Origin of the sequence: Pleomorphochaeta sp., from assembly GCF_050031695.1 — a bacterium.
GTDB lineage: Bacteria > Spirochaetota > Spirochaetia > Sphaerochaetales > Sphaerochaetaceae > Pleomorphochaeta.
Map to the genome: position 1 here is coordinate 1 of NZ_JBNAIC010000019.1, position 2,576 is coordinate 2,576.

Sequence of the window (2,576 nt, forward strand, 5' to 3'; positions counted from 1 at the left end):
TTTTTAATTTTTCTACTAATATAATAACAGATGGTAAAATAATTATTGTTGCTAACATAGAATTCATTAAGGCTACACTCATTAGAATACCAAAATACTTGATTGGCATATAACTTCCAAACGTTAACATTAACATTCCAAAAACAATAGAGATTGTTGTTAAAACAATTGGTCTTCCTGTTTCTTGTATTGTTATAGTAATTGCTTCTTTATAATCTTTAATAGTAGGATTTTTTATTAAAGTGCTATACTTTAATAAGAAATGAATAGCATCGTCTACCCCTGCCCCAATTGCAACACTTGCAAAGCTTACAGTTACCATATCAAATGGTATATTTAAAAAGTACATGAAAATATAATTTGCCATAACACCAACAGATACAGGTATTAATGTTAACACACCTCTGTAAATAGATTTAAATGCTAAAGCTGCAATAATGAAAACAAGTAAATAAGCTAATAGTTGAGAATTAAGCTGATCATCCATCAACTGGTTACTAAATCGAAGTGCAGCTGAATTTGTTCCACCAAATTCAACTGTGCATTCACTAGGAAGTAAAGGTATTGATTTAATCATAATCTCTTCTAACCTTTTACTACTTGAAACCGTTGTTATATCATTATTAATACTATCATAACATTGTAAATATATTTTTATAGTATTAGAGTCATCACTAATAGTTCTGCTTAATAAACCAGCATTATTACTTTTTAAAATAACCATTAACTTGCTAAACAAATTAAGAAGTGCAGAACTCTCAGGAATAGAAGCTTCCCCTTTATATAGTTTATTTAAATATGCGACATATGAAGAAAATGAAATATTTTGTAATACATCAGGACTTTGAATGATAGTAGATTCAAAATCATATACTTTATCTAAGTTTTCAGGTTGAAGAAAATACTTGTTACTATTTTCTGGAGCTTTAATGGTTATTTCATATGGTATATCACCACCAAAGGTTAGAGATATATCTTTTGTATCATTTACAATCCTATCTGACGATGGGAAATAAGCCATATAGTTAGTATCTACATTAACTTTATCTTTTAAAAATATAAAACCGAGAATAATTAATAAATATAAAAATATAAAAATTAACCATTTCTTTATTACTATTTTTGACAAGCTGTTAATAACTTTAGTTAATAAACCACTTTTTACAACTTTAGACTGTTTCTCTTTTGGTGCATGTAATAAAGATAATATTATAGGAATTAGTGTTAATGAAATTATAATACAATAGACTATTCCAATAGATACAACTAGTCCAAATTCTTTTAAACTATCAACTTTAGAAACTAATAAACTTATAAAACCAGCAATAGTTGTAAGACCTGCTAATATTATTGTTTTATAAATACTACTAGCTGCAATAGGTGCTAAATCATCTCTAATCCCATTATTAAACTTAGAGTAATATTCACTAACTATATGTACTGAATAAGAACTACCCAAAACAAGCACCATACAAGGTGTTATAATATTAATAATAGTAATTGGTATATCTAATAAAGACATCGTCCCAAACGTCCATATAATAGCTAATATTGATAAAAAGAAAGGTAATATCATAGATCTTTTTGCTCTAAAAGATAAATAAAATATTAGCAATATAATTACAAAACAAAGTATCAATAAAATTGATAAATCGTGAGTTAAATAATACATTACTCTATAATTAATTGGGAGAGCCCCAGTTATTGCATAATTAGAATCATATTTATTCAAAGGTTCAAAATATTCTAATAATTCATATATTTCATTTTCATTTAAATAAGAAATGCTTATTAAATATAAAACTGAATCTAAATTTTGACTTACTAAATAACCTGTTGCAGTTGGATCATTCGCTATTTTTAATTTTAGAGTTTCAACCTCTTCATCACTCCACGCTTTTCCTACTTTATGAGATGATATTGGACTAACTTTTAATCTTGTTCCTTTTTTTTCTATTGTTACATAATCAAATACTGATGATATTGATTGAACTTTTTCTGAATTTAGTAAATTTTGTAAGCATATATCTAAAGTATTTAAATAAACTGGAGTAAATAGATTTTCGCTTTTTATCATTAATAATAAGCTTGATGACTTCTTTTTATCTTTTTCTACTTCATTAACAATCGGATACTCTACATCAGCAGAATCATTAAAACTTTCTAATATAGGGTTATTAGCAATTTCAATGGGATCAATCTTTTCTATATCATTATAAACTGATAATAAAGAACTAACTTCGTCTTCATCAAAAGAACCATCTACTTGATAAACTGTAGCTTCTGTTTGATTGAATATAGTAGTAAAATCTGCATTTACTTTTAACTTCATAGCATTAATTAAGAAGAAAGTTGTAATAACAGTTATTATAGTTATTATTAAAAGTTTATGTTTATTCTGGAAGTTAAAAAATTTATTAGACATAGTCCCTCATTTATTCATAATCATTATTATTATTTAATATTAAGTTAAAGATTAAATCAAGTTTATTAGTTTACAAAAACATTAATATTTATTTACTAATTAACAATAATTTCAACTTTAAATATATATAAATAAATTTTTCTTGATTTTT

At 25.0% G+C, this 2,576-nt stretch carries 1 protein-coding gene; it reads right to left on the reverse strand.

The annotated features are described in order from the left end of the window. A partial coding sequence (locus ACPKM0_RS03990) for an efflux RND transporter permease subunit (RefSeq protein WP_472473528.1) occupies positions 1 to 2,425 on the reverse strand: 2,425 nt, incomplete at its 3' end. Between the last annotated feature and the right edge of the window lie 151 nt (positions 2,426 to 2,576).